This is a genomic window from Paenibacillus sp. LPE1-1-1.1, from assembly GCF_040676435.1.
GTDB lineage: Bacteria > Bacillota > Bacilli > Paenibacillales > Paenibacillaceae > Pristimantibacillus.
In genome coordinates, this window is record NZ_JBEGHY010000001.1 from 635,711 (window position 1) to 660,407 (window position 24,697).

A 24,697-nucleotide genomic window follows, 5' to 3' on the forward strand; every position below is an offset into this window, starting at 1 on the left:
CTTCCTCCATTTTTCTAAAATAATATTGACAATTCCATCTTCATTATGATAAGATGCTTTTTGTTGAAACAAGTTATGCGGTCGTGGCGGAATTGGCAGACGCGCTAGATTCAGGTTCTAGTGGTGTAACAGCCGTGGAGGTTCGAGTCCTCTCGACCGCATCTACACTCAAATTCAAAACCCTTGATAATCAAGGGTTTTTTCTTTTTTTAGTCACCAATTCAGCCAACTCTTTACTCCTATCGAACGTGTTTCGTGTGTATGGAAATATTATCTTATAAAGTTCTTCATGTAAAGATACTCTCCTTATTAACAAAACACTACTGCCTAACACTGTGGACGTTTAATACTTTATATTTAGGCATAGTTTATCCCCCTCCCTCATTCACCGATTCTTATTCGAGTAATTACATAAACAATCTTTCAATACTCCTCAACCATTTCGGCTGATAGCAGCTGCTTGTAGGACCGCCTTGATAACCTTCGTCATTAAAACCTTGTTTTTTAAAATGTTCGATTCTTTTTTTAGGCACATCCGTTTCAGATAATACAGAATCATTTATATAAAACAAATCACAGGTGACACATTTCAGATATTCGGTCGTGATCCCGCTCCCGAAGCTTGTTTCAAACCAATTTAATTCATTACGGCAATGAGGACAAAAAATGGCATACTTCCTTTGCAGCAATCGAATGAGGAATCTCATTTAAACATTTTAAATCTATTAAGATTGAAACTCAGGACTGCAAAATTCCCTAACATGAGTACACCATCCTTTTTCATACAGAATCGACGTTAGCTTCCATTCTCTTCAGCACCTTAATAGTACCCTATATTGAATATGTATCCTTTAGAATAGCGCAGCTAATCAAAAGAAAAAGCACCCCTTGGAGAGTGCTTTTACAGATCCTAATGCGAACCTGGCAAAATAGCATATACGGCTCGAACAGAAGCATTCACCGTTAACCCCCCCGGCTCGATCGGCGTAACCGCGCTGCCGGCGAATGCCGCTGCTTTAAACATCGGGACAGGCCCTCCTGGAAGCGGCAGCTGTTGAACTTCTAGCGGTACATTGGCTGCCATGACACCGAGCGTATTCGCAATCGTCAGCGCCCTTTGCGCAGCGTCACGCACAGCCAGCGATAAAGCTTGATGCTCGTAAATATCAGGTCTGGCAGTTGTCAGCCTGATGCTGGATACGTGGTTGGCGCCGCTGCCGACGGCCGTATCCACGACAGTCCCTGTCTGATCGACTTGATCAACCGTCACCTGAATCAGGTTGGTTACTTGATAGCCTCGGAATATTTGTTTTCCATCAACAAAATCATACATCGTGTCAATACGGTACTCCTGCGTCTGCAGCTTGTCGCGCGGGATGCCCAGCCTCAGCAACGATCCAATGACTGCTGTCATGATATTGGCATTTTCAGCTTGAATCGGACGCAAATCTGTTCCTTCCGTTACAGCTCCGAGCACAACGATTGCTTGATCGGCAGGCGCTGCTGCCGATCCTTCCCCGATTACCTCAATGGTTGAAGCTTTCCTTGGCGAATGACTATTGCCCCCGTGATTCATCATGTATTCGTTCATGGCACAACTCCTTATTAGTTTTATCAGCCTTAGGCTTATACCGCGCGCACCTGCCATCGGCTCGAATAAAGTATTACAGTCTTACAGAAAGAGGTGAAAGATGACTACGATTACGATTGGAGCAGTCGGAGATTTGCTCATGAAAAATCGGATTATCGACTCCGCTAGAATATCCAAAAAAAATCAATATTCGTTCGGTCCGATTTTTGCCGGAGTTGCACGCCAACTAAAAAATAACGATTTATTGATCGGCAATTTGGAGACGACCTTCTCCGGAACGCCTTGGTTCGGCAGCAATCCGAATCGACTCGGCCGATACGAACGGCGCAGCAAACGCACCGGCTATCCGATGTTCAACTGCCCCGATGAGCTTGCATCGACGCTCAAGCATACCGGCTTCGATGTCATGACGACAGCCAATAACCATTGCGCCGACGGAGGCGAATACGGCATCAAGCGCACGTTGAATGTCCTTGACCGTCACGGCCTTAAGCATACCGGCACCGCTCGCTCGTTAAACGAGGCTAAACGCTTATTGATTATGCGCGTCAAAGGCATCGATATCGGTATTCTATCCTATACGTACGGAACGAATAGAATGCCTGTTGCAAAATCCTATCAGGTTAACCGGCTTCATTCCAAAAAAATAGCAGCCGACATTAACCGTATCAAAAAGAAATGCGATTTTGTTATCGTCTGTCTCCATTTTGGCCGGGAGTTCCACCTCAAGCAGAACAAAGCGCAGAAGCGAGTCGTCGATCTTTGCTTCAGAAACGGCGCTAACGCTATTTTGGGCGCTCACCCACATGTCTTGCAGCCCGTCGTAACAAGAAAGGTGAAGGACAAATATGGTGTAACCAAAACGAGAGTTGCCGCTTATTCGTTAGGCAATTTCCTTTCACCGAAGCTTTTTAATAATATAGAGACCATTCGCGCGATGATCCTGAAGCTGACGATAACGAAAAACAGCAAAGGATCAACTGACATCAAGCGTGTTAGCCGCATCCGTACAGTGACCAAGTATTCAAAACCCGGCGGTAAACCAACCTATAGGCTCGTTCCCGTAACTCGCCGCCGCTAGCGGACAGCCGTTTGCCAAGCTGCGTTTGCTATCCTGCAAATAAACGATCCGACGGTCAGCATCATATCGAAACAAAGAGCCTTTGATCCCAACGGGACAAAGGCTCTTTGCTATTTGCTGCGATAAAAAATGATCATCCAGGCTCTATGTAGCATCCTCAAAAGGATTCGCGCGCTCCTCCGCTACCGGCTGGTAGCTGTGGGCGCGGCTGAGTTTTACGACGCGGCGGCTGGGACGCCGTATAACAACCGAGGTATCATCCCAAGCAACGACGATGCCGTGAACATCGTTAGCTTCCATTGCATCTCTTACTACTCTTATCGTTTCGCCGCTGACACGGAATTTGTCCAGCTGCTCTTCGCTTACCATGATTAATTCCTCCTGTTTCTGCGTTAAAGCTCCCATTGTATGGAAAAACCTCAATGGATGCTCGCGCATAACATTGAGGCTGTTTTGAATATATAAGTGATCGTTCGTTTGAAGTTTGAAACTATCTAACGTTCAGCTAACCTGCATGCTCTTTTGCATCATTGGTTTCATACCATTCATCCAAAACTCGCGATGACATCACGCGTTTGCCGATATATTCGCTCTGACGGTCAGTGAACTGATCCCGCCATTCAATAGACAATTCGTCGCACAGCTTTACAATCGTCAGCAGCTCTGACCATGCCACATAACGTTTGTACCAAAAAAACTGCGGATGCTCAATCATATAAGGATACAAATCATCAAATTCCGTATGTTTACAGTCTAGTGCACGCTCAAAATGGACCTTGGCGTCACTTAACTTCGTATACATAAACTCTGCAGACATTTCCCCCATAACTTGTGCCTCCCCTCGATCACTACTATATCATTATAAGCGATATTGCCGAATGGGAAAAGAGCATTTGTACTGGAACATTCTACTCAAATTTTATTTCACCGTTATCTAGAGATGAAATACGAACGAGCGGTTCCACACGAATCCCTTGCTCCCTCAATGTTCTGCCACCGGCTTGGAATGACTTCTCCACGACGACGCCAAGCCCGATTAAAGCTGCTCCCGAACGCTGTATAATCTTGATTAGTCCGCGTGCGGCATCGCCATTCGCAATAATGTCGTCAATAAAGAGTACCCTGTCTTCAGCCGTTAGAAACTGTTTGGACACCATAATATCGGTTACCATACCTTTTGTAAAAGAAGGCACGCGTTCGATATAGGCATCCGGATCAGCGATGAGCGTCTTCTTCCGACGTGCGAATACGAGCGGTACTCCCAGCGTATATGCTGTAGCGTATGCCGCCGGAATTCCGGAGGATTCCACCGTAATCACCTTTGTGATATGTTCCTCAGCGAAGCGTCTCGCGAATTCTTGTCCCATTTCCATTGTCAATTCAGGGTCGACCTGGTGGTTGATCAAAGCATCCATCCGCAGCACGTTGCTCGACAATACGGACGATTCTGCTAAAATGCGTTTTTTTAAGCTCTCCATCTTTCATTACCTCCACCAAAATCCTTTTTGATAACGTACCATAGGTCAGGCAAAAAGTGCAACCCTAGGGAAGCCTTCAAACCGAAACCTTAATATTACTTAGTATTTCAAAGGTAAAATTTCAAATCCTCGGAAAAAAAGAGCAACTTTTCCCAATTGCTAGCGTCTAATAGTTTAGTAACTTTTCATATCTAAAGCCTATGTCCAGTATGTGCATTTATAAATAAAAGCTCCATTACCGATTAATATTATATAAGAAAGGAGTCCAATTTATGAATACCTCTCGCAAAGATCCGACAAAAGCTGCTATGGTTGCGGCTGCTTCTGCGCTGGTCATTTTGCTCGCCGGCTGCCAAACCGCATCGCCGAAAGAACCTTCTAATACGGTAGTCGCTGCGTCTCCTCAACCCGATCGTGACGATACGCCCGACAGCCCTCAGAAAACGTATTCGGAGACGGCAGACAATGAGCTGCAGAAAATAGAACCGCATTTGAACCGGGCGGATACGTCAAGCGACACAAGCGCCGAAACCTCGACGTTACGTCAAGAGAATGATACGAAAGCACAAGTAAAAACGCAAAGCGAGGATGCCGAATGGGCCGCCGACAACCCTTCGCTCTATGGCATTGCCATCGGTGACCATGATTCCGAAGTTTCAAAGCTACATGGCAAGCCGTTAGACAGCTACAAGCTTGAGGAAGAAACCGAGCCGATTACCGTGCTTGAATACGACGGCTTCGCAGTTGGTATCAATGCCTACAAACACGTGCAGTATATTGAGGTCTACGGCAAAGAAATTTCAGCGGGATTAAGCGGTCTCCAAATCGGCGATAAAACCGAAGCAGCGCTGCTTGCGCTGGGAAAGCCAGAGAAACAAACAGCCTATATGCTCACTTTTAAAGCAAAAGACGCGCTGCTCAAGCTTGATTTGGATCCAACCCACAATCTGATCGTGTCCATTAAGCTTCTCGCGCTAAACTAATTAAGTTATGACCAATCCAGCAGCCACAAACCAAACAATGCAAGCAGCAAAATAGGAAAGGTTAGCAATAGGCCGTATTTCGTATATTCGCGCCAGCTGACCGTTATGCCTCCCTGCCGCACAAGCTGAATCCATAACAAAGTGGCTAGCGAACCGATCGGTGTCAGCTTTGCTCCTACGGAAGTCCCCAGCAAACTTGCATACGGCAAATAATCCGGCCCGTTAACCTGCTCGATTGCCAGTGAAGAAATAAGAACGGCCGGCAAATTGTTAATCGCGGCTGCAAGCAATGAAAACAATAATCCGGAACCAAAAATGCCGATGAGGTCATTTTTCTCCGCTGCCGGCGCTATGACCTCCGGAAACCACGCGGTTGCTCCCTGTACATGCAAGCTGTATACGATTAAATTCATTGATAAAGCAAATACGATAATGAGCCAAGGCGCTCGCAAAACCGTTTCTTTAAACGGCGCGCGGCCTGCCGCTGCTGAAGCCGCCCACTGAATCGCCGCGCAGCCAAGCGCAATAAACGCTAACGGAATGCCAACCCTCTCCGAGCCTAAATACCCGATCATCATCAATAAAATGATGAGCCACGATAAATAAAATAACCGTTTATCTGAAATAGCCGAAGCTGGTATCGGAAAGAGTTCCGGCGCCAGTGCTCTTTTCTCTTCCCGAACGATGGGCTGCCAGAAGAAAGCTACCGTTACGGTAAGCGTGGCGACAATGGCAATGATTCCGGGCAAGAGCATGCGCGAGGCGTATTCGCCAAATGAAATATCGAAGAAATCCGCCGTTAAAATATTGGTCAAATTACTCATCATTAACGGGGCGCTCGCGGTATCTGCCATAAAGCCTATTCCGAGCAAAAATAGCAATCTTCCGCTGCGTGAAAGCTTAAGCAATGCGGTTACTTCGAGAACAATGGGAACCATAATAAGAATGGTGCCGTCATTATTAAAAAAAACGGTAATAAGCGCTGCCATCAGCGACAAGCCTATGAAGAGCAGCAGCTGCCGATGATGGAACCGGTGAACGATATGCAGGGCAGCCCAGCGAAAAAAACCATTATAATCAAGCAATGAAGTAAATAACATGATACCGATAAGCGAAAACGTCGCGTTCCAGACAAAACCCCATATGTACGCCGCATCCTCCGGTTTTAAAAGCTGCGCAGTAAATAATATAAGCGCTCCTGCCAATGCGATAAAGGCTTCATTTATGCCCTTCGGCTTGATCAAAATGAAGGCTAACGCGGCAGCAAATACAATAATGGCAATGAACATCTCACGAATCGAACTCCTGACTTCAATACTCAAAAATCCTAAAATTTTGAAAAATGTCATGCCTGTCCCCGCTTGGACATACCTTCTTAATATAAGAGGTCATCGAACGGAGGACGGTAGACGATGTGGAAACGTACAGGAAAGGTGCTGCAAATTGCTTCGACCTACATGGGCACAATCGTAGGAGCAGGCTTTGCCACCGGTCAAGAAATATTACAGTTCTTTACCCGTTTCGGGTATTGGGGCACAATTACAATTGCATTGTCTACGGTTTTATTCATTTGGCTGGGCACAAAAATGATGCTTATTGCAAGCCAAATTAGGGCAAAATCGTATGAAGACTTAAATAAGGCGTTGTTTGGCGACAAATACGGACGACTTATCAGCCACTTTATGCTCGTCGTGCTCCTTGGCGTAACGGCCGTTATGCTCGCAGGCGCCGGCACGATTTTTTATGAGCATTGGAACATTTCGTATCAGTCGGGCCTGTTAATTACGATTGCCGCCTGTTACTTCTTACTGCGAAAAGGGATGAACGCGATCCTTACCGTTAATGCGATTGTCGTGCCCGTCATGCTTCTTTTCACGGTGCTCATCATGATCGATACTTTCCAAACGCCGGGCGCAGACAAATTCATTACCTTGGTCAGCGATCATTCCATATGGGCAGCATGGGCCTCTCCGTTCCTCTATACGGCCTTTAATCTCTCCATGTCCCAAGCCGTGCTTGTTCCGCTCGGAGCGGAAATTAACGACCGCAAAGTCATCATCGCCGGCTCGTGGGTCGGGGGCATCGGGATCGGCTTCATGCTGCTGGCCGGTCATATTGCATTATCGGTACATATGCCTGGAATCCAACAGTTTGCGATTCCGATGGGCGGCATTGCAAGGCAGCTGGGACCAAGCGTGCAGTTTATTTATATTTTCATTATTTTCGCGGAGATCTTCACGACGCTCATCGCGGATATATACGGGCTGACCCTTCAGCTTCATGAACGTTTGAAATGGGCGCGCAGCCTGATCGTCCTGCTTATTCTCGCCATCTGTTACGTAGCCAGCCAAATCGGCTTCGGCATGCTGCTCTCCACGCTGTATCCGTTGTTTGGCTTAATCAGCTTCGGCTGGCTCATTTTGATCATCCGCAAGCGTGTATCCGCTAATTAATGAGCGAAACATAATTAGCAGGATCAGATCTGCACCAGCAAAGCGCCTTCGCAATTTTCCAGCATCGCGTCCCGGACATGCTCATGACAGGTCATTACAATCATTTGCCGGTCACGGGACAGCTCGGCAAGCAAGCCCGTTACGGCTTCTAACCGTCCTCGGTCGAAATTGACGAATACGTCATCCAGCATCATGGGCAGCTTAGCACCTCTTGATGCTTCCTCGGCGAGCGCGAGCCGCATCGCCAGATAAACCTGCTCCGCCGTTCCCCTGCTCAACATACCGCTATCAACTAGGCGTCTCTCCGCGGATTCCAGCCTGATCCCCGGTTCGCCAGGCGTTGTCAGCACCCGAATGTATTTACCTTGCGTCAGCTTCGCGATAAAATGGGAAGCCTTGCGGAGAACGACCGGCTGGCGTTCCTCCTCGTAAATCCGTTTCGTCCGGCTGATCAGCGCCGCGCTGACCGAAAGCACCGCATAACGCTCCGCATCCTTTTCCAAGCCCGCAACCGTCATTTCTCTATCGGAGAGAAGTTTCTGGTGCTCGTCCTCTTTCCGAAGCAAATCCAGCGATTGCCGCAGCCTGCCCCTTTGCTCCAGAAGCTCCCGTTTCTTTTGCTCCAGTGCACTGATTTCCGTTTGCGTTTCGGACAGCTGCGATTGGAGCTCTTCTTCATTGAAAGTCCCGTACATCGTTTCAAGCGCGAAGACTCTCTCCGCAGACATGCCCGCAGTGAGCTCCAGCGTCAGCTTGGTCAGCTCAAGTTCAAGCTCCTGCAGGATACGGCGATGCTCGAGCGCTAGCTCATATTGCATTTCATTAACGAGTCCGGCTTCCTCAAGCTGCGATTCGATTTGCTTCGAGAGCTCCAGCAATTCCGACTCCGCCGCTTGTCTGGCTAAGAGCAGCTCATCGCGGCGCGCGAGAATTCCGCGCGCCTCCTGCTTTGCTGCTGCATGGCGCCGAATTTCGGCATGCAGCAGCCGCAAAGCGACAGCAGGGTCCGCTGCCAGCTGAACAGCCGCTTCCTCGAAATGCGAGCATAATGCGGCTGCTTGCTCTGCGAAAGCAGCCAACTGCTTCTCTGAGGCGGCCTGCCTCGCCGATAGGCGGTCATAGTGCTGCAGCCGCTGCAAGGCTTGCTCGGCAAGCTCGAACGCTTCAAGCGCAGCTGTCGGCGACATGCCCGCCGGCAGCGAGCGCGCAGCCAGCCAGCCGGCCCATTCCCGGGCGGCGGCTTGCCTTGTTTGCGCGGCAGCGGCGGCGGCCTCGCTGCGGCCCGCAGCATGCGCGCGCAGCCGCTCCAGGCGGCGGGCGAGCTCGCTGCTGCTTCCTTCGAGGCGCTCGCTGCTTTGCAGCGCCTCGAGCCGGGCTTCAACCGCGGCGCGCAGCTGCATGCGCGCCTGCTCGGCTGCCAGCAGATGCTCGGGCGAACTGTAATGCTTAGCGGCAAACAAGGCGGCGGCGGCCTCATGCGGTTTTTTCACCAGTGCCTCCAGCGATTGATGCACCTGCTTTTCCCGGCTATTTATGGCCAGCTGGCCTGCGTCGTTTGACGTCGGCGAGACTCCGTTTGCTCGTGCTCTCCCCCTGCCGCGCAGAGCTGCCCCCTTCGCCTTGGCAGCATGGCGTGCTGCGCCGCGGCTCCGAAGCATCGCCGCCGCGGCAAACACTAGCGCGGCGGCTGCAAGCGCCAGCGCAGCGATCCCCGCTTCGCCGGATGCACCGGCCAGCGCGGCAGCCCCAAGCGCCAGCGCGGCTCCGCCCGCTCCTGCCGCCGCAGCCCACAGCAGGCCGGCTCCGCCGAGGCCTGCTGCTGCCGAGCCGCTGCCATCCGCCCCGCTATCGCTCCCGTCTGCAGCAGCTCCGGCAGAGCGCACCCGCTCGAGCTCCCACTCGCGGAGTGCGCCGTCCAGGGCGTTCCACGCCCCCTTCAGCGCATCGCGCGCATGAGGCAGCACCTCGAACCCGGTGCCGGCTCCTTCCTGCTCGCGCCGCTGCGCGTCAAGCAGCGCGGCTGACCTCGCTTCCTCGTAAGCCATGGACGCTTCCTGCTCCTGCTGCTTCAGCGTCTCCAGTTCAGCTGCGAACCGCTCCTCTGTCCGCGTATAATCAAGCTCCAGCTGCTTTGCATTTCTTACGTAATCGCGGTCGGCTACCGTCACATGAAGCTCCCTGAGCTGCCGCTCCGTCCATTCGGGCGCTATGCTGCTGACGAGTCTCGCAATCATCTCGTCATGCTCGCGAAGCTCTGCCTCTAGCGTGAAGCTGTCCTGCTTCAGCAGGCGCATGCTCTCCGAAGCTTGAAGAAGAGCCTCGGTTTCCTCGCCCATGCGGATAAGCTGCTCGTCATAGCTGATCGACTCCAGCTGGAGCTCAAGCAGCATTGCCTTCTGCCTGAGCTTCTCGCATTCCTCGCGGCCTGCGGCTCTTCTCCGAAGCAGCTCCTCCCAGCTTTTCTCCGCATGGGCAGGGAGGGAAGCGGCATAGGCGAAGTTTTCCCGTTCAATGAGGAGCTGCTGCTTGCGAATCCACAGCGGCCTCGCCGAAACGGCTTTGTTCAGCAGCAAATGGCCTGCTTCTTTTGCCGGAAGCTCCAGCTCCAGAAGGCGCAGCGCCTCATCCACGCTAGTCGTTTGCTGCGTCAGCGCATTGTACGAGACGATCGCATCCTGCCGCTTTCGCAGCTCGGCATCCAGCTGCTCGAGCGTTTTGAGCTGCTGATTCATTTGTTGGTTCGCTCCGCGCGGCTTAAATAGCTGCTCCATTTCCTGCAGTATCCGCTTCTCCGCCGCTGCGATCGTTTTACCGTTATCCCAGCCAGCCTGGTACAAATAACGTCCCAGCTCATCGCCGGACAACGCGCCAACCTCCTGCAGCTCCGTAAGCGAAATGGCGAACAATTGCCGGTACAGCTTCTCGCTCACGCCTCCGAGAAAGGCGCGCTCCCATTCTGTCTGGGAGAGCACCGCGCCTTCCTGCAGCAGCCCTTCTGGGTTTGATGAGGCATCCAATCCGCGCAGCTTGACTTTCCCTGCGCCGTCAACGGCATATCGGTCAACGATGTAAGTCTCATCCGCCGCATTGCGGAAAACCAATCGGCCTCCGTGCTTGCCTCCGTTTATCGGCTCCTGCCGTTCCTGCGCCTGTCCGCGTTTGGCAAAGCCGAACAGCATTGAGCGTATAAACCCGAACATCGTGCTTTTGCCCGCTTCGTTCGGTCCGTACACGATAATGACCGATGCATCAAGCGGGACCTGCCTGCCGTAAAGCTGTCCGAATCCGTCAATTTCAGCCTTCAAAAGCTTCATGCTTCACGTCATCTCCTAAAGGTTTTCATAGAAACCGGCATTCCGGATCATTCGTCCCCGTCGCTGCTGTGGATCATGCCGAGCGTCAGCTCGCGCGCCTGCTCCAGCCAATGCTCCGGCAGCTCGTCCAAACGGCTTCGCAGGAGCCTTCCCAGCTTCGCATGGCCGGTAACCGGTCCGACCGCCGTTTTCGCGAAATCCCGCCACTGCTGCCGGTCTTGCGCCAGCTCTGAGCTGACGCGGTAAAGCTCCCCAGCAAAGCTGTCCTCCAACGCGAGCTCCTCCCAGTTCAGTTCAGCCCCGGTATTCGCTTCCATGCCGAACACATAGATCCATGCTTCGTCCTCGGTCATGCTTCTTGCCTCCTGCAGCTGTTCAAGCAGCGTCCGAACGACCCCCGGGTCCGAAAGCTTCTTATGCAGCGGCCCCCGGCCGTTCAAGATAAAGCGCAGCATAACCATCCGGCCTTCCGAATCCGCCAGAGCCCGCTCCAGCTCGGCATCGAGCAGCCGAAGCAGTTCCTGCTCGGAGCTGACGCCGGCGATCGGGAAGTTGCACTCAAACCATCGGACCTTATCCAGAGGCAAAAAAGTCATTTCAATCGCTTTGGCTGCCGTGACATCAACCAAATAACAGCCCTTTGCTCCCGTTTCGCGCGGATTTCTTCCCTGCGCGTTGCCGGCGTATACCACATGAGGATACTCATGCAGCACCCTGCGATGATGGATGTGGCCAAGCGCCCAATAATCAAAACCTTTGCCGCCGGTCAGCTCGTCCAGCGCGCAAGGCGCATATGGATCATGCGTACCGTCGCCGTCCACGTTGCCGTGCAGCATAGCGATATGGAACGGTGCTTCGGCTTGGATTTGATAAGCTGCAGCCATATTCTCGGACACGGCTCGCCTTCCGTAGGATCGTCCGTAAACAAAGGCAGCCAGCTCACCGCTTTTGCGGTAAGCCGGCCGGTATTCCATCTGTTCTGCGCCGAATATATAGACGTTAGGAGGCAGCGCTAATTTTGCCCGCGTACCGTTCAGAGGGTCGTGATTGCCATGAATGACATAAACCGCGATGCCGTTCTCCGCCAGCTTCTCCCATTCCCGAACGAGCATTAGCTGAGCTCTAAGCGAGCGATCGGCCTCATCGAACAAATCGCCGGCTAATACGATAAAATCGACCTCTTCGCTTATCGCGGCTTGCGTAAGCCTTCTAAGCGCGTCGAAGGTTGATTCTGTTAAAGCCTCCCGAACGGGCCCAGGCGCTTTGGCAAGCCCGCGAAAGGGGCTATCCAAATGTAAATCTGCTGCATGTATGAATCGAAACGGTACTGACATCCGCTAACCACCTATTCCGATAGAATGAGCCGCTATTCCGGCTTCATGCCGATATAAACTTTTTTCAGCTGAGCGATGACGCGTTGAAGGGAATATACCTTTTTCGCCTTTTCCGATCCGGCTCTTGCAAGATGGTAACGGTAGGAAGGATCGGTTACGACCTTCTCGAGCGCATCAGCCAGCGCTTCCGGATCCTCAGGAGGAACCAGCAAACCGTTCACCCCGTCCTCGATTTGCTCGGCTATCCCGCCGACATTGGTGCCCACCAGAGCAAGCCAGCAAAGAGCCGCTTCCGCAAACACCGAACCAAATGCCTCCGCTCGCGAAGGCAGGACGAACACGTCAAAAAACGGCATGAATTCTTCCGGGTGCAGCATGTAGCCGTAAAAGATAATGTCGTCATACAGATCGAGCTCCACCGCCAACGCTTCAAGCTCCTCGCGAATGGGTCCGTCCCCGATGATATGTAGAACAAACGGATGCCCTTTCTGCTTCAAAGCCGCGCATGCATGCAGCAGCACATCGAGCCCTTTGGCAGGAACGAGCCTGCACACCGTAATCAGCTGCGTTACCGCATTTTCATGGGAAATTGGCTTGAATCTTTTTTCGTCAAAGCCGTTTGGTATGACCTTAATCCGCTCGGGCTGCTTGATATGGGGAGCGATGTATGTACGAAACGATTCGGATACCGTAAGCAAATGATCCGCTTTCGCCTCCAATTCTCCGTAAAGGCTCATCAAAAATTGATGCTCCGGCCCGCCTTCCTTGATTTTCCCGTTCAAAATAAGCTCGCGCTCATAGCTGGAATGGATGGTTACGGCCAGCGGCGTGTCCGGAAACAGCTGCTTCATGACGAGCGCAGCGATCGGATGATGGGCATGTATGATATCGTACGGCTTTTTAATGCGCATTTTCGTCCACCATACGTAATCTTTATAGGTTTGTATATATTTATCAACCATTGCGTTCCCGCTGTAGACCGTATGATCGAAGGTCTGGAATTTGACCTCCTCTTGGCCTTTTCCTCTTACCCGCTTGGGAAGGGAAAACAACTCCATTTGCCAACCAAGCTTAATAAATCTATCTTGAATGTACGGGATCATGGAAGAAACTCCGCCCGGCTGCTCCGGTGGGAAAAATAAGGCTTGTAAAATATTCATGTGTCCCATCCTTTCGAGGTGTAACTTGTAACAGGCATCCCAACTATTCGTTCACCGTAAAACATGATATATTAGAACATATGTTTCTGTAAAGCTATTGCAATCAATCCTAGATAACGGTGGTTAACTCATGTCAATTACACAATGGCTTTCAGGCCCAAACGGACTGCTGCTCTCTTCGTCGGCTGTTATCGTCATCCTTGTTTTAATGCTATTCATGTCCGTAAGGCTTTCAAAAAGCTACCGCAATAAACGAATTTACAGTCTGCTTATTACAGCTATCCCTCTCATAATCGTCAAGCAATGCCTGCTTGCCGTGCTCGCTTATCCGGGCTGGTCTCTGCCGCCCTATCTTTATCTAAGCTTTTCGGTGCTGCAGATCATTTCTTTTATTATTATAAACTTTGTTTTCATGAAATTATATACTCACCGGACTGCCCAGCTTAAAGTCATACCCTTTATCATTATGAGTATGTTGGCGCTCGTTGTTGCAGGCATACAATTTGCGGTTACGCCTGCGCTCGGGACGGCTGTCCATTCGCAATCTCTTACCTTTCCCTCGCTCGACTTCTATGGGCTGATTGTCATCTTCATGATCATGCTCGACACGAGAAGCGCGGATATGAGCCCCAAATATTACGCCAGCTTAATTGTATTTTTTGCAAGCGAGCTAGCAAGGCTCGCGGATGCTTATGTATTTCACGGCTCTTTAACTTGGCTGGTATCGGCAAGCCAGCTGCTGCCGGTCGTATATTACTCTCTGTTGTTTATTCTGTTGTTTGAATGGGTGATCGAGCGCCTTATGTTTACCTATCAATCCTCGATTATGGACGGCTTGACCGGATTATATAACCGGCGCCATTTTTATTCTAAAGCGGAACAGCTGCTTCTAAGCAGCAAATCCATGGCGATTATTTTTTGCGATATCGATAATTTCAAGAAGCTAAACGATACGCATGGACATCTTAAGGCCGATGCCGTTCTGAAGCAGGTTGCGGAAATTATCAAGGAAGAATCAAGCGGGATTGGCTCTGCTGGACGTTATGGTGGAGAAGAGCTGCTCAGCTGCATCAGCTCCGAGCGGGTAAAGCCTGAGATCGTAGCCGAATCGATTCGGCGAAGGGTCGAACAGGAGACCATGGTTACCCTTAGCATCGGAATTAGCACATCCAAGGAAAGCAAAGCCGTGCAAGAAATGATTAAACAAGCTGACGAAGCCATGTACCGCTCGAAATCCACGGGCAAAAATAAAGTAACCCCGTTTAAATCCGCTGCCTCGCACAGAAAAACGCTTGCTTAACCCCTTACCTTCTGTCCATCACGCCATTATGTTTCACTCATGCGGATGGACAGAACCGTATTTCTTATTTCAATAGATAGAAGAAAGCAGCTTAGCCCATATGGCTTGGCATAATCTGTTTGAGGAAATTGTTCATTAGCAATGGGAGAGAAATCAAGATCGGGGGATCATCCGCGCGCGGCGAATGAAGGGTAACCTTCTGGTACGGGACAGGGAAATGCGGCGTAACGACGATAGGCTCCTTCGATCTCGTTCGCAGCGTCGCGTGCGGAAGCAGCATGTCTTTGGCACTCATGTTCCAAGAAATCGAGGTCGCCATCAAATAATAGGTGCCCGGCTTCACCCCTGTTAAACAAAACTCCCCTAACGACGACACAAGCGTTCCGTATCGAGGCAGCCCCTCGGGAATGGGTTTGCCAAATAAGCCGATAAGGACGAAACCGTCGAAATCCGCTTCGGCATGAATGCTCCCCGCTATCCGGTCATGCGGCTGATCCGGCAAATAAAGCGGCCGCCATCCGTCCAGCTTCTTTAATGCAAGCAGCTGTTGATCCGCCTGCAAAGCCGAATTTCGGAACTCTGCCGGCGTCACGCCGACTCTTTCCGTAAATCTGGAGGTGAACGTACCCAAGCTCTGTTGGCCGATCTCCAAGCCCACATCACGGATGCTTAGATTGGTTTGCAGCAATAAATCCTTAGCCTTCTGCAACCGATGGGAGGACGCGTAATATAGCGGCGATAAGCCGGTTCTTTCTTTAAAGATACGCGTAAAATGAAAGTTGCTGTAGCCAGCGTATCCCGCTAAGCGGGACAAAGGCAGCGGTTCATAAATATGTTCATGGATATAGGCGATAACTTCGTCAATTTCTGTATAGCGTTCGGTTACCATTGCTGCTTCCTCCCATCCTTGGACAAGCGACATCACGAATAATAGAACTAATGTTCGTATTCATATTAGCATGGTTCGAGTCATTTTGAAACAGCTTTTTTGTTAAATAATAGAAAAAAAGCAGCCCGATGATTCGCGGCTGCCGCGTTCTTAGTTGTTCAGGCAGCCCTAAGCTTCACCGCCTGGATATAAAGTAGAACTGTAAAGCCGTTTCGGTTGGGCCAGCTGCTTCCCGCTTGCCGCGTACGTTTTTATATCCATAAATGAACTGGAATAAATCGAGGCGGCAAAATCATCATATAGGATCACCTGCTCCGTTCCAGTTCCCAGCATGTCCGCATGCACGGCGTACCCGTTTGATGGGAATCGAACCGCTTCGTTCATGTGCCCGTCATATAAAGCCGGATATACGCCGCCTCCTCGGCGGTAGGCAAGAATATAATCCGGAGCCCCCGTCTCCCAGCCCCGCAAGGTTTCGATGATCGTAAGCCAGCCGTCCGTCTTGCGGTCTTCCTTCCAAAGCTCTATCCCCTCTGAATCGAGCAGGAACAAGGCGTCTTTGCCTTTCTTCCCCAGCCCGTCATCCTCGCGGACCAGACGGTCCAGCCCGGCGATTTGCATGCCCGGCAGCTCGGGACGGAAACGCCCTAACGCAATATGCTGGGATTCGATTGATCCGTCATGGCGCCATAGCTCCCGGCCCTCCCGGTCATACATGACCGTTACGCTTCCTCCGATCACAAGCTCGGGCACACCGTCGCCGTTTACGTCCCCAACCCAAATGCAATCGGCGTGGTCGTCCAGCTCCTTGCAGCTCCAGAGCAATCTTCCTTGGGCGTCAAGCAAATCATAACCCGCCATCACCTCATCTTTTCCGTCCCCGTTCACATCATATACCCACGGAAAATGGCCGGGATTTCCCTCATAAGTCCACAGCGGTTGGAAATATCGATCCATTGCCCAAAGCTTATGGTACCGATCCTTCAAAATGATGTCCGTCGCCCGGTCCCCGCCAGTCAAATTCGCAATGATAATGCAATCATGGGCATGGGGGTCCGGAAGAGGATGGCTTTCCTTCTTCTTTCCTGTGGAGCCATCCAAAATACAGAACCGGTCCTCCATGACGCAAAGTATTTCCAGCCTTCCATCGCCGTCAATATCATAGATTTGCGCGGGGTAGTCTGATCCTTGGCTGCCTGCTTCCGTACTCGGTTTCCCTGCTTGCCATAACAGCTGCCCATCAAGATCGTATGCGGTCAGACACTGCACCTGATGGGGAATGTACCGCACATCCTGCCGATTATCCGGCTGTACAAGCAGCAGCTCCATTCTCCCGTCCCCGTTTAAATCGCCAAGCAGCATCTTGCATCGCGGTCCCGCTGCGCGAATATCAATCACGCCGATCTTTACGGCATCTGCGGTTTCTCGTTTCATCATGTCTCCTCCAAATCGATGAAAGCTTATTATTCGGTTAAGCCGTACACCTTCAGGTTCGCGTACTCGGCGATAAACGGCGACATTTGCCGAAAGCCTATCTTTCCTGATCCGAGCGGTGGACCGTAAGCTCCATCATCCTCCCAAGCCAATACCGGCAGCCCGTTGACCGAAAAATCGATGCGCGAGCCGCGCTGCTGAAGACGCAGGCGGTAGAAGCCGCTGCAGTCCGCGACCGGGGGCAGCGGGTCTGCTCCCTGCGCGACGAGGTGAAAGCCGTAGCTTTTGCGCAAATTGCAGGTATGGAAAGCCCGCTCCTCCGGCCAGCGCCTGCGATAGTAGGAGAGATGATAGGCATCAAGCTCTCCATGATGGTACTGCTCGTATTCACCGGTTCGCGGCTTAAAAGAAGAGTCAAACAAATCAAGCCCGTTTGCTCCGCTAGCCGCGAAAAAAAGAATTGCCAGACCCGGCTCCCGAATCGGCCTAAACTCCCATTCTACTGCGATGTCGCTCGGAAAGTTTACCGGGCACCACAATACGAAGTTGGCTTGCTGGCCTTCTTCAGGCTCCAGCACGCTTTCCATACGAAGCTGTCCCTTCGGGAATGTCATGGCCGCCACGCCTTCCAGCCGGAAGCCCGACAGATCCTCCGGAGTCCTTAGCGGATTGCTGTAGAGCAGCTTCCAATCAGGTGCATCCATCATTTCACCTCTGCCACTGCGTTCATGTCAGTCTCTGCTGCTTCCAGCCGCTCGCCGATTAACTCCAGGCTGATGATTGTATTTAATGACCACTGTGCCGCTTCGTTCGTATTCATCCAATCTATTTCGTTCAATTCTCCGACATAAGTAACCGTTTCCGATGCCTGCTGAAGCTTGACCTGAGCGAACGGGTTCTCAAGCAATATGCCCCAAACTTGTTTGGCGGCTGCTGAATCCTGTTTATAAAAAGCGCCAAACGCTGCAATCGCGGCGCTGAGAACGGGATGTCCAAAGTTGTGGTGGCTGATCTCGCCGCCCGTTATCCGGTCCTTCTCTTCTTGCGGCAGGTTATAAAAAACGCCGAAATCCGCCAGCATCGCTTCCCACTCCGGATCCTTCAGCATGGCGGCCAGCTCGAACCAGACCTGGGGAGCACCCATGCATATCGCCAAATGCCGCCCCCAATTATCGTCGCCAAGCGATGACAATATACCGGTCTCGGGATCATAGCCATAGGTAGGACCGGATATAAGCCCGAATTTCGCTTGTTTGACGCATTCAATCCCTACTACAATTTTGTCGCGGTACGATTCATCCTCGAAGCGCTCCCACCTTGTCATCCAATTCGAGCTGAAGGCTGCCCAGTCCGGTCCGATCCGGATATGGGTCTTGTGCTCGTCCTTTGGAAAATAAGCACGCATCGGGTCCAGGCTTACGGTCGAGAAATCCGCATCCTTCACCTCGTCCATTAGATCTCCGATCCGGTCATCCGCGGTCAAATAATAATAGTAACGGTGCAATCCGGCCATCGCGATCCGGGCCTCCTTGCAGCCGCAGCCCCAATGAACGACGTTATGCCTCGACCCGAGCCCCGCATATTCGCCAAAATGATAGACATCCACCTCGCTCGTATGCCTGGTCATCGCTTCCGCAAGCCGGAAGATATCCTCCCTGCCCGAACGGAGAAACATGACCCACAGCCACATGTTCGGCGCCAGCTCGGTATTTTGCCAAGCGCAGCCGCCCAAATCGTAATTCCACACATGTCTAACCGGATCATAGCTGTGCATGAAATCACCGTAATCCCAAAAACCGTACCATTTTCTCTGCTCGACCTCGGCCTGGTAGAATGCGATGATACCGTCCAGTTGATCCTCCAAATGCGCTTTTGAAGGCGTGCTGCGGTCCGGCAGGCTCCACAAGCCGAACGCGCGAGTCTCATGCAGATAATCTGATTCACAGACGAGCATCGCTGGCGCGGCTGTCTGCTCCCGCATGGCTAGCAGCTGCTCCGGCTTAGGCGTTTCCGCGGTGCACCAGAGCATCAGCTCGCTCGTATTGGCAATTCCGTACGGCGTTGCTCTGAGCTCTTCCGCTCCTTCATAGGAAGACTCGACATGCGTTTCCGTGTCGTAATGACGAAGATCCATCGCATCCCCGTCCGGCGACCAGAACCAAACGGTCAGCTTAGCTTCTTGGCCTGCGGTGCTTCCAATCTCCAGACCGGATGGATGCTTCTCCCAAAAGCTCCGCAATCCGGCTGCCAAGCCGCCGCCCTCGCTGCCGACATAACCGAGGCCGCCCGCCCTTTTTCCTTCTGCCGCCTTGATCCAGCAGCACTCGGCCTTCGTTCGTTTCCATATCCCGTAATGGTCGGCGGAGCGCTGCACGAGTTTGAAGTCATCCCACACAGCCGAATCATCCAGCAATCCTAGAAAATACTGATCCTCCTCGGCATCAAAAGCTGCTTGCCCGCCTTTTGTTTGCTTCTCGAAAAGCTCCCTGTACTTTCCTTTCGTACGTCTGGTATGCAAGGTTTTCGGCGATTCGCTCAAAAAACCGCTGTCGCCGGCAAGCCTGACATGGCGGTTATACAAAGGTCCTCTCATTGGAACGGTGAACGCGATGCCTAATGCTTTTATATAATCCGTATGGGGATTGCCGTCATAGTGGAAGCTGTGAACGATCCGGATCGTTTCAAGCCCGCCATAGACGTAGATGCGAAGCGAAATCGGGAGCCACTGCCTCGTACCGGATTCCGAGCGATGCCTTCCTTCCAGTTTAACCACGGCTCTTACCGGCCCGCTTTGCTCGATGGTCGCTTTATGAAAGCTGCAAGTGAAGCTTTCCTCCCGGGTCGTCTTGACGCCGGAAACGGCGCTGCGGCTTTCTCTGATCGACACGAGCTTGCCGCCGCTGCATAACAAAACCCCGTTTCGGCGGATTCTGTCTACTACCTTATCGCCTTGCTTAGGCACGACAACCTCTATGACACCGGTATTCAGCACGATAGATTCATCGGTTTCCCGCACGGTAACGGAACAGCCCGGTTCCGTCTCGTTTCCTTTAACGACCTCTAGGCCGCCCAGGCCGGATGCCATGGAGACAGCGGCATGCGCAGACCATTTGACGCTGCCGTCTGGCCAATAGGCGGCAGGCCAGCTTTGCATCGCGACCTTTTCATTAGTCTCTTCCTGCCGAAGGACAAGCGTTTCCTCCCGTTTCAAATCCCCTTCCTTCCATGGAATGCCAAAGGTTACGCCTACCGGGGCCGGCACCTTATTTTTTAACCAATGCAGCTTAACAGATACGGGTAATGACATCGTAAAAAGCCTCCTTAGAATAGCTGGGTTCGCTTGAAGCGTACCACCTATCCTACTGAGGCTTTCGTTTGCTAACAATGAGACATTTTTGCTTGCCGCCGCATGCAGGCTTGCACATTTTTTATGTTTTTGCACTTTATTGCAGGCCTTTATTTCGCCTGGCTCAGCTCACGGTATCTCGAAGGAGTCATTCCCTCCAGCTTTTTGAATATCCGGTTAAAGTAGCTATGCTGATAGCCGACCTGCTCGGCGACGTCATTTATTTTGAGACCGGATTCGCGCAGCAGCTCCTTTGCCTTTTCCATGCGGAGGCCGGTTAAATAATCAATAAAGTTTTTCCCCGTCACCAGCTTAAACGATTTGCTTAAGAAAAACGGATTGGCGCCAATATGGTCCGCGCAATTGTCGAGGGAAATGTCCTTCATGAAATTTTGCTGCAAATAAATCATCGCATGCTCGATCAGCCTTTTCACTTGAGCGTCTGAGCGTCCTCCGAGCTCTTTCATAAACGGCGAGCACACCCGTTCTTGAAACCATGTCAAAATAAGCTGCGGCTCGCGTATTTGCGAAAGCTGCTCATACAGATTCACGCACTTGAACAGCCTTGTCGGCTGTATGCCGGATACCATGATGGCATGCTGAACGCTCCCAAGCAGGTGGAGCATGCCCTGCTGAACATCAACGGCCTTCGCCCCTTTGCAGGATAATGCTTCAAGAAAAGCGCGCAGCAGCTCGTCCGCTTCCGCTTCCTGTCCCGTTCTCAGCGCCTGAATGAATTCCCTCTCCAAGGTAAATGGATATTGCGGCTCATCGCTGCCAGCGCCTTCCGCGTGCAGCTTGCCGATATCGATCAGCTGATTCTCGTTTTCGACGTTTCGCTGGCTCGCCGCATGCTTCACCCCTTCGAAGGATAATGGGATGTCGGCGATGGCATCCGTCGGTTCGCTAACGGCAATCGTTAGGCGCATGTTCAAAATATGATTGACCGCATGCGTCAGCTCCGTGCCAAACGTCTGAAGCGACTCGGCATAGGAGCTTTCCTTCGGTACGATCAACAGCAATCCCGCGGCGAGATCATGGAAATTTATCGTTTTGCTTTGTTCGAAATGTTCCGAAGCGAACTCCTCGATCATATTAACTGCCGCGAACGTGACCAGACCCTCGTCGCCGTATTTAAACTTTCCTTCCAGGCTGGCCATCCCCGTTAACTGCATGTATACGACGATAAACCGGTGATGATCAACCTTCCATTTATAACGTTCCATCCTGCCGAGCAAATCCTCTTCCGAATAAGCGAACAAGTAACCCTGCAGCAGCTGATGCAGGAAGCTTTCCTTCACATAGGGAAGCTGCTCCGAAAGCTTCGAATGCAGCTCCGTGCTTTCCCTGCTGAGATGCTGCCATTGGCGCTCGATCAGCGAGAATTCATCACCCTGCTCCTGCGGAAGCGATTTCCCTGCGGTAAGCAAGGTCAACAGCCGGTTGACAGGGGAATATATCGTTCGCGAAGCAAACCAAGCGAGCAGCGCAGCCAGCAGCAAAGCGCTAAGGCTAACCGTAAATATGATTTTGGATATAAATACGACCGGCTCCGTGATGCTCGTAATCGGAGAAGCGGAGACGTAAGTCCAGCTGTCTGCGATTCTTGAAAATTTGCCATAGGTCACGGTGAAGGTTGCTCCCTCCCAGTCGAGGAAAAAGGAGCCGTCTGCTTGTCCCTTTGCAGCGATTTCAGCTTTTAGCGCAGTGACGAAGGACGAATCATGGTTACTGCTGCCCGTAGACGCAAACAGTGATCCGTTGTCCTGCAGGAAAAAGGTTTCGCCCCCGTCATACGGAGTCATCGTGCGAAGCATATCCGCAACCTTTTCCTTATCGAGACGGATAATTAACGCTCCGAACGGCTTTAAGCTTCCCCCGGGGATATAGTGAACCAGCGTAAGCTCCTTGTTCTCGGGACGCTGAGGTTCAAACGACATTTCGGTCCAGTACGTTACTTTTTCGGAATCCAGCAATCCCTCATAAAGCTCACGGTCCTGCTTATTCGTAAGAGGAGCGTATTCCGGCTCGAATAATACAGGCTCCTTGTCTCCGCCCAGATACAGCTGCACCGTCTTGTTTATCGAATTCGAGCCCTGCATGACAAGCAGCGTCTTCGAAATATCTCTCGCCTTCTCGAAGTCTTGGACGAAGTTGCGGCTTTCGAGACTGTAATCGAATTTCGAGTCAAAAGCCCAATGCGAAAGCGTCAGCTCCAAATTCGTCAACTGCGTATCTATGTTTCGGGCTCTCTGCTCGATTTGCTTATTGTGCATTTGCAGCAGCTCGCTCTCCAGCCGCCCGCCTGCGATTCCGTACACAAGCGCGCCGGTTATCAGTCCAGGAATGCTGGCTACAAGCAAAATCATGATTAAGCTTTTTCTGTAAAAGCGGCGCTTCGTGCCGTTTTTCGTTTTCTTGCCAGCTATGAGCTTTGATTTCAATTCCTTCAGCATATTCTCACCAACCGAATCTGAAATGTATTTCCCATCATGAGCCTAATAATGTAAACGCATTCAATTCCATTGTCCAAGAATATATCGCAATGAGGAAATGAACAAGACCTTATTTTCCTTGTTTCCTAGTTCTTTCGGATTATGCCAATAGACAGAGACCCGCTTATTTCAAAGCGGACTCTGTCTATTATACTGCGTTGTTTATTTGCTTGCCGCGTAAAGCTCATTCATTTCTTTGATCAAATCATCGCCGCCGTTTTTCTTCCAAAGCTCGATGGCTGCCGCAAAGCCCGCCTCGTCGAGCTGACCAACGATGAATTTAATGCGCGCGTCATTTAATATATTATCAAGCTGCGCGCCTTTTTCGGTGTAAACCTGGGAGATGAACGGTTCTGCCGGATTCGTGACGATATATTTCTCGTTCTCCTTTTGCAGCTCCGTTTGCTTCAGCCTCAATGGCGTTTGCTTCACCTTTTTCGAGCGGTCCTCCGGAATAAAGGTCAGCATTTGATTAAGTCCCTCTACTTCCGACTCCAGAAGCACGGTATCCTTGCTCATCACGACCGAATCCTCTTCGATGGTGTGATGCTTTCCTTCGAGGCCGTAACCAAGCATCGTTTGCAGCTCAGCGCGTTCAGCTGATCTATGAACGCCAGAACACGCTTCAGTTCCTCTTCCGTCTTCACCGACGATTTCGGCACCGCGAGCATGCCTGCGAAGCCTGAGGTCGGCAGCGTATGCAGCACGCCTTCCGCATCCTTCACGCCGCTGAATACATCCATGAAATGCTGATCCGGCTGATCCTTCCCTTCCGCCGCAAGGGCCGCATGGATCTTGTCATCGACGCGGGCAGCACCGTCAATGACGTCGATAATGACGCCAGCCTGATTATTGACGAGCGGATCGGTCCATTTTGCGGAATCCATAATCGCAAAATCTTGATTGATCAGCTTCTCGTCATACAGCTTTTTCATAAATTTCAAAGCCTCCAAATACTCCGGAGTCATATGCTCGGGCACAAGCTTGCCATCCATTTCACCCCATTTATTCGGTGCGCCGAACCATAATTTGATGTTATCGAAGCCGCTGGACCATTGGCCGGTCCATTTCACAAGCACAAGGCCGTAAGTGTCCGCCTGGCCGTTTTTGTCCGGGTCCTTCTCTTTAAACGCTTTCAACATATTATAAAAATCATCAATCGTCTCCGGGACGCTAAGCCCCACGTTATCCAGCCAGTCCTTCCTGTAATAAACGCCGTTTCGCCCGAGCGCGCGGCCGCGGTAAATGCCGTAATTTTTACCCTCGATGGTGGAATTGTTCAAGATAACGGGATTGGCTCCGCTCAGGTTGGGATAGTCCTTGAGATAGCCGCCCAGCTCCCAGAAGGCGCCCGATTTGGCCGCATTCACGAAGCTTGGCGATTTCACGTCCGGCACATACATAATCGTCGGGAGCTTGCCCGATGCCAGCGTGATATTGAATTTATCCACATAGGATGCATTCGGCACCCACTCAAAATGAATGTCCGTATTCGTGCTCTTCTCAAGCTCCGCCGCAACCGGACTGTCATCCTTCGGATAGTTCGTCTTGAAAATCGGAAGCATGATGTTGAGCTTCAGCGGAGCGGTTTCCCCGCTGCCTCCGTTAGTCGGCGCCGTATCCGGGGATGCCACAGGGGCCGCCCCGTTATCCGCTCCGTTATTTTGCTGCGAACAACCGATAAGCGTACCTGCGGCAAGCGTTCCGGCCAGCAGCAGCGAAGCCCATTTCTTCCCTTTGTTCCGAGTCCCTTTCATGCATATACCTCCCTTAGATATTTGTATTATATCGTAAAACCGGCTGCCTTCGGTCAATCCCCATCCGGCAGCCGGAGGTTAC

At 51.5% G+C, this 24,697-nt stretch carries 17 protein-coding genes, 1 tRNA gene and 1 pseudogene; 5 read left to right on the forward strand and 14 right to left on the reverse strand.

What is annotated here, in order from left to right:
* The first annotated feature begins 77 nt into the window (after nucleotides 1-77).
* Nucleotides 78-161, forward strand: a tRNA-Leu gene (locus MRBLPE1_RS03075).
* A 749-nt stretch (nucleotides 162-910) separates the two neighbouring features.
* Here MRBLPE1_RS03075 and MRBLPE1_RS03080 read toward each other — a convergent pair.
* The gene (locus tag MRBLPE1_RS03080) at nucleotides 911-1,591 is read right to left on the reverse strand and encodes an SIMPL domain-containing protein (protein ID WP_364141375.1); all 681 of its coding nucleotides are present in this window, start codon (nucleotides 1,589-1,591) and stop codon (nucleotides 911-913) included.
* Between the two features lie 100 nt (nucleotides 1,592-1,691).
* Here MRBLPE1_RS03080 and MRBLPE1_RS03085 point away from each other — a divergent pair, with 100 nt between their 5' ends.
* Nucleotides 1,692-2,672, forward strand: a complete 981-nt coding sequence (locus MRBLPE1_RS03085; RefSeq protein ID WP_364141377.1) for a CapA family protein — start codon at nucleotides 1,692-1,694, stop codon at nucleotides 2,670-2,672.
* A 144-nt stretch (nucleotides 2,673-2,816) separates the two neighbouring features.
* Here the strand turns inward: MRBLPE1_RS03085 and MRBLPE1_RS03090 are convergent, their stop codons facing one another.
* The 3 genes from MRBLPE1_RS03090 to MRBLPE1_RS03100 all read right to left on the reverse strand — a co-directional run bounded on the left by MRBLPE1_RS03090 (nucleotide 2,817) and on the right by MRBLPE1_RS03100 (nucleotide 4,150).
* The gene (locus MRBLPE1_RS03090; RefSeq protein ID WP_364141380.1) at nucleotides 2,817-3,041 is read right to left on the reverse strand and encodes a hypothetical protein; all 225 of its coding nucleotides are present in this window, start codon (nucleotides 3,039-3,041) and stop codon (nucleotides 2,817-2,819) included.
* 136 nt (nucleotides 3,042-3,177) lie between these two features.
* A complete protein-coding gene (locus MRBLPE1_RS03095) occupies nucleotides 3,178-3,498 on the reverse strand; it encodes a hypothetical protein (RefSeq protein ID WP_364141383.1) in 321 nt (106 codons plus the stop codon).
* 82 nt (nucleotides 3,499-3,580) lie between these two features.
* The gene (locus MRBLPE1_RS03100) at nucleotides 3,581-4,150 is read right to left on the reverse strand and encodes a xanthine phosphoribosyltransferase (protein WP_364141386.1); all 570 of its coding nucleotides are present in this window, start codon (nucleotides 4,148-4,150) and stop codon (nucleotides 3,581-3,583) included.
* A 272-nt stretch (nucleotides 4,151-4,422) separates the two neighbouring features.
* Between MRBLPE1_RS03100 and MRBLPE1_RS03105 the strand changes: the two genes are divergently transcribed.
* A complete protein-coding gene (locus MRBLPE1_RS03105) occupies nucleotides 4,423-5,133 on the forward strand; it encodes a hypothetical protein (RefSeq protein ID WP_364141389.1) in 711 nt (236 codons plus the stop codon).
* 5 nt (nucleotides 5,134-5,138) lie between these two features.
* On the opposite strand, the gene MRBLPE1_RS03110 is transcribed toward MRBLPE1_RS03105, so the two are convergent.
* Entirely contained in the window at nucleotides 5,139-6,482 is a 1,344-nt protein-coding gene (locus tag MRBLPE1_RS03110) for an ArsB/NhaD family transporter (protein WP_364141391.1), read from the reverse strand.
* Between the two features lie 63 nt (nucleotides 6,483-6,545).
* Here MRBLPE1_RS03110 and MRBLPE1_RS03115 point away from each other — a divergent pair, with 63 nt between their 5' ends.
* A complete protein-coding gene (locus MRBLPE1_RS03115; protein WP_364141394.1) occupies nucleotides 6,546-7,586 on the forward strand; it encodes a hypothetical protein in 1,041 nt (346 codons plus the stop codon).
* 23 nt (nucleotides 7,587-7,609) lie between these two features.
* On the opposite strand, the gene MRBLPE1_RS03120 is transcribed toward MRBLPE1_RS03115, so the two are convergent.
* The 3 genes from MRBLPE1_RS03120 to MRBLPE1_RS03130 are packed head-to-tail and all read right to left on the reverse strand — an operon-like array spanning nucleotide 7,610 to nucleotide 13,394.
* Nucleotides 7,610-10,900 carry an AAA family ATPase gene (locus tag MRBLPE1_RS03120; protein ID WP_364141397.1) on the reverse strand — a complete coding sequence of 1,097 codons (3,291 nt, stop codon included), beginning with the start codon at nucleotides 10,898-10,900 and terminating at the stop codon, nucleotides 7,610-7,612.
* 47 nt (nucleotides 10,901-10,947) lie between these two features.
* Nucleotides 10,948-12,234 (reverse strand): metallophosphoesterase family protein, encoded by a 1,287-nt coding sequence (locus MRBLPE1_RS03125; protein WP_364141400.1) that lies wholly within the window; start codon nucleotides 12,232-12,234, stop codon nucleotides 10,948-10,950.
* 32 nt (nucleotides 12,235-12,266) lie between these two features.
* Nucleotides 12,267-13,394, reverse strand: a complete 1,128-nt coding sequence (locus tag MRBLPE1_RS03130; RefSeq protein ID WP_364141403.1) for a glycosyltransferase family 4 protein — start codon at nucleotides 13,392-13,394, stop codon at nucleotides 12,267-12,269.
* A 130-nt stretch (nucleotides 13,395-13,524) separates the two neighbouring features.
* Here MRBLPE1_RS03130 and MRBLPE1_RS03135 point away from each other — a divergent pair, with 130 nt between their 5' ends.
* Nucleotides 13,525-14,694: a GGDEF domain-containing protein gene (locus MRBLPE1_RS03135; protein WP_364141405.1), complete on the forward strand. Its 1,170-nt coding sequence runs from the start codon at nucleotides 13,525-13,527 to the stop codon at nucleotides 14,692-14,694.
* A 91-nt stretch (nucleotides 14,695-14,785) separates the two neighbouring features.
* Here MRBLPE1_RS03135 and MRBLPE1_RS03140 read toward each other — a convergent pair whose 3' ends face one another.
* From MRBLPE1_RS03140 to MRBLPE1_RS03165, 6 genes and pseudogenes are all read right to left on the reverse strand, one after another.
* Nucleotides 14,786-15,583 (reverse strand): AraC family transcriptional regulator, encoded by a 798-nt coding sequence (locus tag MRBLPE1_RS03140; RefSeq protein ID WP_364141408.1) that lies wholly within the window; start codon nucleotides 15,581-15,583, stop codon nucleotides 14,786-14,788.
* Nucleotides 15,584-15,751: 168 nt separating this feature from the next.
* Complete coding sequence (locus MRBLPE1_RS03145; RefSeq protein ID WP_364141410.1) at nucleotides 15,752-17,017, reverse strand: FG-GAP-like repeat-containing protein; 1,266 nt, start codon at nucleotides 17,015-17,017, stop codon at nucleotides 15,752-15,754.
* Between the two features lie 29 nt (nucleotides 17,018-17,046).
* On the reverse strand, nucleotides 17,047-17,721 hold the full coding sequence (locus tag MRBLPE1_RS03150; protein WP_364141413.1) for a DUF1961 family protein: 675 nt from the start codon (nucleotides 17,719-17,721) through the stop codon (nucleotides 17,047-17,049).
* On the reverse strand, nucleotides 17,721-20,324 hold the full coding sequence (locus tag MRBLPE1_RS03155; protein WP_364141416.1) for a hypothetical protein: 2,604 nt from the start codon (nucleotides 20,322-20,324) through the stop codon (nucleotides 17,721-17,723). Before MRBLPE1_RS03155 ends, MRBLPE1_RS03150 begins: the two co-directional genes overlap by 1 nt.
* 149 nt (nucleotides 20,325-20,473) lie before the next feature.
* The gene (locus tag MRBLPE1_RS03160) at nucleotides 20,474-22,819 is read right to left on the reverse strand and encodes a helix-turn-helix domain-containing protein (RefSeq protein WP_364141418.1); all 2,346 of its coding nucleotides are present in this window, start codon (nucleotides 22,817-22,819) and stop codon (nucleotides 20,474-20,476) included.
* Between the two features lie 201 nt (nucleotides 22,820-23,020).
* A pseudogene (locus MRBLPE1_RS03165) lies at nucleotides 23,021-24,615 on the reverse strand (extracellular solute-binding protein).
* Nucleotides 24,616-24,697: the final 82 nt, after the last annotated feature.